Raw genomic sequence first — 6607 nt, forward strand, 5'->3', positions numbered from 1 at the left:
AGAGGACAGTGAGCACCCCGGTCCGGCGGGAGCCTGAGAGAGCCCGGGTATCCTCGAGACGTCCCCCCACCCCAGGACGGAGAGAGCCATGAGCAGCGGTACGCAGTCGATCGACCGCGCCGCAGAGGTCCTCGCCTTCGTCGTCCGGGCCGAGGACCCCGTCTCCTACACGGCCGTGGTGGAGCAGACCGGCCTGGCCCGCTCCACCGCCTCCCGCCTTCTGCAGGCACTCGAACGCGGCGGGCTCCTCGAGCGCAATCGCGAGGGCCTCTTCCGCGGAGGCCCTCTGTTCGCCGAGTACGCCTCACGGTTCGACAGGGTCCAGACCCTCGCGGCCGCGGCCCAGCCGCTCCTCGAACAGGTGGGTGAGGCGACCTCGGAGACGGTGACGCTGGGGGTTCCCAGCGGTGACACCGTCGTGCACATCGCCCAGGTCGACTCCGCCTACGTGCTGGGTGCGACCAGCTGGGTGAACGCCGAGGTGCCGGCACACACCTCGGCCCTGGGCAAGGTGATGTACGCCTTCGGTGCCCTGCCGCTGCCCGAGGGCGAGCTGGAGTCCTGCACACCGCACACCCTCACCACTCTCCCCGCGCTCGAGGCCGACCTGGAGCAGGTGCGTACGCGCGGCTACGCCGTCACCTGCGGCGAGTTCGAGGAGGGACTCGACGGCATCGCCGCACCCGTGCGCAGACCCGACGGATCCGTCCACGCAGCGCTCGGAATCTCCGGCCCGTCGCTGCGGCTGGAGGGCGAGCACGCCCGGATGGGCACCCTGCTCATGAAGGCGGCGCGCTCACTCGAACGCGGACTCGCGCAGCGCCGCGGCACCTCCTGAGACGCCTGCGCGCAACCAGAGAAGGTCGCGCACAGCCTGAGACGAGCGCGCAGCGGTCCGGGCTCCTCGCCTTCCGTCCCTCTCACTCTCGGCTCAGGCGTTCGACCAGATCACGGCGCCACGTCTCCGTCGCCGCGATCTGATTGAACGTGTACACGTGGAGGCCGCGGACCACGGACGCGGGCACGGGCCCGTCCCCGCGGCCGTGGGTGTGTCCGCCTCTCCGGGGGTGCTGGGCAGGCCCCTCTCCGACCTCACGCGCGGCCCTGGCCTCGGCCTCGGGCGCGGATGCTGACTCGGCCCCGGCCCCCACCTCGGGGGTGGACACTGCCCCGGCCTCAGGAGCAGCCGCCCTCCGCTCGGAGGGTTCCCGCGCTCCCGTCCCCGAGGCCTCGGCCCCCTTCTCGGGGAGCACGGGAACTCCCTGCGCGTCGAGCTCCCGCACCAGCTGTCGGAGCCACCGTTCCGGGCTGAAGCCGCCGGGGGTGAACATCCGTGCGAAGAGCGAGCGGTTCTTGGCGAGGAAGCGGGCCGACTCCCCCACACCGATGGCCCCGGCCACTTTGAGGAGCCGGGTGCGCTCCACCGCACCCGCCGCGCCGATGAGGACGGGCAGCGCCTCGCCCCGCCCCCGCAGTGTGCGCGTCCACGCGGCGACCCGCGCGGGATCGAAGCAGAGATTGCTCACCACGTGGGTGGCGTACGGTCTCTTGTCCGTCATGGCTCGGACCGTCGTCCCGTCGGGGATCGTCGGATGGGACTCGGGGTAGCCGGCGACGCCCACGTGCCCGAAGGGAGAACCCAACTCCGCGAGGTCGCGCAGAAGATCGAGCGCCCCGGTGTACGGTCCGGCAGGTTCAGCGGCATCGCCGGCAGGCACGAAGACGGAGTCCACCCCGGCACCGGTGAGGCGGCCGACGATCTCCTCCAGCCGGCCTCTGCTCTCGACCATCCGGGCCGCGAGGTGCGGAACCGTGCGATAGCCGGATTCCTGCAGACTCACCGCCGTGCTCAGCGTCCGCTCGAGCCCCATCCCGGGCGAGGCCGTCACGGTCACGATGCGGCCCTGCGGCAGGTTCTCCGTCACGGCCGAGACCACGGACTTCGTGGGCAGCACCTCGAAGCGGGGCGCCTCCAGGAGCTCACGCAGCACGGCGGACTGGGCTTCGCTGAGGCGTCCTCGCCGCAGTGCCATCCTCGCCAGCCTCCCCTCCGGGAAAGGAATGTGATCCACACCACAGCCTCGACGCCGGAGCGCGGGCTACACTCATGGTATGGGACTGCAGTTCCATATTATAGAACTGCAGGCGGGTTCGGCAACGGCGGCGGCCCACACCTCGTGCCCCGTCATCACGGGGCGGATCCACCGCAGCTGCGGGAACCGCAGGCAGGTTCGGCCACGGCAGTGCTCCGAGCGAGGCAACGCTCCGAGCGAGTCAGCACGAACAGCGGATGGTGAGATCCTCATGACCACTTTCGACGACACTGACACCTTCCCCGAGGGCGGCCGCACCGCCGCCTCCCCCGAACCGCCCACCAGCGCAGAACCGCAGGCCGGCGCAGGCACGGACACCGCGCCGGACCTGGAAGCCGCACTCGACGTGGGCGAGCACCCCGTCGACGAGAACGTCCCCAGCGTCGACCAGAGCGACCGGCTGGTGCCCATCAACCTCCGCCAGTCCGGGCCCACTCCCGTCGAGATGCTCATCGACACCCGCGTGCGGAAGTCCCCGTACTGGGAGCTGTCGATGCAGGCCGGCTGCTGGCGCGCCTCGGTCTACAACCGGATGTACCACCCGCGCGGCTACGTCCCGCGGGAGGACGGCGGGATGATGGCCGAGTACGAGGCGCTGGTGAACCGCGTGACGCTGTGGAACGTGGCGGTGGAGCGCCAGATCCGGGTGAAGGGCCCGGACGCGGAGGCGTTCGTGAACTTCGTCATCACCCGCGACGCCACGAAGATCCCGCCCATGCGCGCCCGCTACGTGATCCTCTGCAACCAGGACGGCGGGATCCTCAACGACCCCGTGCTCCTGCGGATCAGCGAGGACGAGTTCTGGTTCAGCCTCTCCGACTCCGACCTGCTCCTGTGGCTGCAGGGCGTGAACGTCGCCGGGACCTACGACGTGGAGATCGCGGAGATCGACGTGTCTCCCGTCCAGGTGCAGGGACCGCGCTCCGTGGACCTCATGGCGGACCTGGTGGGGCCCGAGGTCGTGGATCTGCCCTCGTACGGCCTCATGAGCGCGCGGATCGCCGGGTGCAGGGTCATCGTCTCCCAGACCGGGTTCACCGGTGAGAAGGGCTACGAGATCTACCTCTACGACGCCACCCGGTACGCGGAGCAGCTGTGGAACGCGGTGCTCGCCGCCGGCGAGGCGCACGGCCTGGCGGTCGTGGCGCCCTCGCACCACAGGCGGATCGCGGCCGGGATCCTCTCCTGGGGACAGGACATGGACGTGGAGACCCTGCCGTTCCAGGTGAACCTCGCGTACCAGGTGCCCAGGAAGAAGACGGCGGACTACATCGGGAAGGCCGCGCTGGAGACGGCGCGAGCCCGGATCGAGGCCGGCGATCCTCCGTTCACCCACCAGCTCGTGGGCATGCGGCTGGGCGGGAAGCCCATCGACGACTATGCACCGGACTTCTGGCTCATCAGTGCGGAGCCCGGCGGCGCCCCCGTGGGATACGTGACCTCGCCCTGGTATTCCCCGGAGCTGGAGTCGAACATCGCGATGGGCTACGTGCTGGTCGCCATGACCCGGCTGGGCACTCCGGTCTGGGTGCACCTGCCGGACCAGTACGCGGAGACCCCGGGAGATCCCGTCTGGGGCGAGGTCGTGGAGATCCCGTTCCGGCCGTCCGTCAACCCCAACACCCGTGAGCGCCTGAAGGAGAAGGGCCTCGACAGCGCGGTGTGAGCCGGGAGCGGGATGCGGTGGGAGCCGCGTCCGCGGGGCGCGGCTCCCACCTCCCTTCCTCCGGCGGTGTGATCGCTTCGCCCGGCCATCTGTGCGTGAGTGGCCAGGTGAAGCGATCACACAACGGAGCTGCTGCCCATGGCACGCTTGGGTGGGCATCCCCTCACTGCACGCTCATTCCTCATTGCACGCTCATTCCAGGAGCGCGAGGCCGCGGGTGGAGCGCGTCATCGCGACATAGCGGTCCACCGCTGCAGTGACGTCCTCACCCCAGGAGTTCGGCGCCAGGAGGACCACGAGGTCGAACTCGAGCCCTTTCGCCGTCTCGGGGGTGAGCATGCGCACGCGCCGTGTCATCTCGTCCGCCTCCCACGCCGCCTCGCCCGCCTCCCGCGCCAGCTCATCCGCCGCATGCGGCGTTGCCGGCTCCGGCGGCATCCCAGCCTCACGGATCGCGCGCAGCTGCGCCCCGGCTCCCCCCCTCACCGCCTCCGAGGCGATGACGCACGCGATCCCCTCCGGCTCCCGGCGCAGCCACTCGGCGAGGATGCGCTCGAGGTCTTCGACCCGCCCGTGCACCACCGGCGCACCGGTGCGGCGCACCGCACGCGGGACCGCGATCCCCGGGAGCACCTCCCGGATCACCGGGGCGGCCTCGGCCATCACCTCGGCGGGGGTCCGGTAGCTGATGCTCAGCCCTGCCCTGCGGACCCGGTCAAGACCCACGCGGCCCAGCCGTTCCTCCCATGAATGGGCGAACCCTCGGCGTGCCTGCGCACGGTCGCCCACGATCGTGAGGCTGCGGGACGGGCAGCGGGCCAGCACCATGTGCCACTGCGCATCCGTGAGCTCCTGCGCCTCGTCGACGATGATGTGCGCGAAGGGGCCGTCCAGACGGGCGTCCCCGGCCGCCGAGGCCGCCCTGCCCGAGACCGCCCTGCCCGAGGCCGTGCCGCGCACGACCGCGCCCGTCGTGCCGACGGCGACGTCAGGCGCGGCCTCGTCCTCGAGGAGTGCCTCGCGCAGATCCGGCCCGCGCAGCATGGACATGAGCTGGAGCTCGCTGTCGTCGGCCTCGATGAGATGAGCGGCGACGCCCTGCCTCTCCTCGGCCTCGGCCGTACGGGCCGCGGCACGGCGCGCCGCGTGCGCAGGCGCAGAGGGATCCCCGATGCGACGGCGGGCAGCATCGAGGAAGGGCAGGTCCTCCGCGGTCCAGGCCCGCGGATCTGCACGCCTGAGCGCCTCAGCCTGATCCCGGCCGAGGTCCGGGAAGCACAGCCGCGCATAGTCCGGGACCGTCCAGAGGTCGGCCACGATGTCCTGGTGGCACAGCAGCGGCCAGGACCGCGAGAAGAGCGTGCGCAGATCCTCCTCCTGCGCGAGCGCACGCCGGAGGTGATGGATCGGAACGTCGCCGAGGCCTGTCAGCTGGTCGTGGAGGATCTCGACCAGCGCCTCCCACACCTGGAGCTGGGCCTCGTTGTGGCTGGTGCCGGGCTCAGGTGCGGCGAAGGCCTCCTGCCACTCCGCCGGGCGGAGGACGAGGTCAGCCCATGGTGTCTCCACGCGGAGTTCCTCCTCCGGAGGCTCCTCGTAGATGCGGACAGCGGCCTCCAGCACCGTCTCCGGATCCGCCGTCTCCTTGATGCGCCGGGCCTCGTCGGAAGCGTCGTGCTGGGCGGCGGCCGCCTGCGCGACGGACACCGGGGGCTGCTCGCACGGGGACGAGCCGCACGACCGTGCAGAGGCCTCGGCGAGGGCACTGCTTCCTGCCTGCGCACACGTGACGGCGTCGCCCTCCGGCACGAGATCGGTGACCGTGCACAGCCGGACGCTGTCCTCCCCGAGCGAGGGCAGCACATCCGCGACGTAGTCGAGGTATGCCCGATGGGGACCGATCACCAGCACCCCGCCCTGACTGCGCAGACGCGGCTGCGAGTAGAGGAGATGCGCGGCGCGATGGAGCGCCACCACGGTCTTGCCGGTGCCCGGTCCGCCGTCCACCACCAGGGGCCCCGCTGCGGGCGCACGGACGATGGCGTCCTGGTCCGCCTGGAGCGTGGCGAGCACATCGCGCATCTGCGGAGTGCGCGCGGCACCCAGGCTCTCGATGAAGGAGGACTGCTCGTCGAGCGCGAGCGGGCGAAAGGCCCCGCTGTGCCGGACCGGGTTCGCACCGGCCGCTGCAGTGGCTGCCGCTGCGGCCTCGGCGAGCGCCTCCTCGGTGAGGGCCTCGTCCCAGTAGTCGACCACGTGCGGGCCGGACCAGCGGTAGCGGCGGCGGCTCCCGAGCCCCTGCGGGTCGGCACGGGTGGCGGAGAAGAACGGCGCGGCGGCGGGCGCGCGCCAGTCGACCAGGAGCTGCGTGCCGTCCGGCGTGGCGAGGCCGCGGCGGCCCACCCAGATGGGCGCGGACCCGTCAGCAGGCACCATCCGCCCCAGGCAGATCTCGACCCCGAAGCGCTGCAGCAGCCGCAGCTCCGCAGTGAGCCGGTGGATCGCGAGATCACGTTCCAGCGCCGCCTCACCGTGACCACCCCGAGCGCGGCGGAGGCCGGCGAGCCGACGGTCCAGCTCCTCCTTGCGCTCATCGAGCGCCCGGGCGAGGGCGGAGAACCGGGCCTCGTCCTCCGCGAGGAGAGCAGGCGAGGCCTTGTGGTGCAGACGGGACGGCAGGGCGAAGAAGGTTGATGTGGGCACAGGAGCTCCTCTGAGGCGGAAGGACGGGAGGGTGGGAGGAGGGGAGGAGCACGATTCTCACCCGCGCAGGGGGCCTTGCGGCAAGACCCCCTCCGCCGCATATCCTGGAACAGCAGGGCGCTGAGGCCTCGGCGATCTTCTGCCG

4 protein-coding genes are annotated in these 6607 nt (G+C 71.6%); 2 read left to right on the forward strand and 2 right to left on the reverse strand.

Annotation, left to right across the window (positions count from 1 at the left end; genetic code table 11):
• The first annotated feature begins 88 nt into the window (after positions 1-88).
• Positions 89-838, forward strand: a complete 750-nt coding sequence (locus tag Q0A33_RS07480) for an IclR family transcriptional regulator (RefSeq protein ID WP_291794816.1) — start codon at positions 89-91, stop codon at positions 836-838.
• Between the two features lie 82 nt (positions 839-920).
• On the opposite strand, the gene Q0A33_RS07485 is transcribed toward Q0A33_RS07480, so the two are convergent.
• Complete coding sequence (locus tag Q0A33_RS07485) at positions 921-2033, reverse strand: methylenetetrahydrofolate reductase (protein ID WP_291794817.1); 1113 nt, start codon at positions 2031-2033, stop codon at positions 921-923.
• A 271-nt stretch (positions 2034-2304) separates the two neighbouring features.
• Here Q0A33_RS07485 and Q0A33_RS07490 point away from each other — a divergent pair, with 271 nt between their 5' ends.
• A complete protein-coding gene (locus Q0A33_RS07490) occupies positions 2305-3759 on the forward strand; it encodes an aminomethyltransferase family protein (RefSeq protein ID WP_291794818.1) in 1455 nt (484 codons plus the stop codon).
• Between the two features lie 192 nt (positions 3760-3951).
• Here Q0A33_RS07490 and Q0A33_RS07495 read toward each other — a convergent pair whose 3' ends face one another.
• Positions 3952-6462, reverse strand: coding sequence for an AAA family ATPase (locus Q0A33_RS07495; RefSeq protein ID WP_291794819.1), 2511 nt, complete (start codon positions 6460-6462; stop codon positions 3952-3954).
• Positions 6463-6607: the final 145 nt, after the last annotated feature.

The sequence above is a fragment of the Brevibacterium sp. genome (genome assembly GCF_022712115.1).
GTDB lineage: Bacteria > Actinomycetota > Actinomycetes > Actinomycetales > Brevibacteriaceae > Brevibacterium > Brevibacterium salitolerans.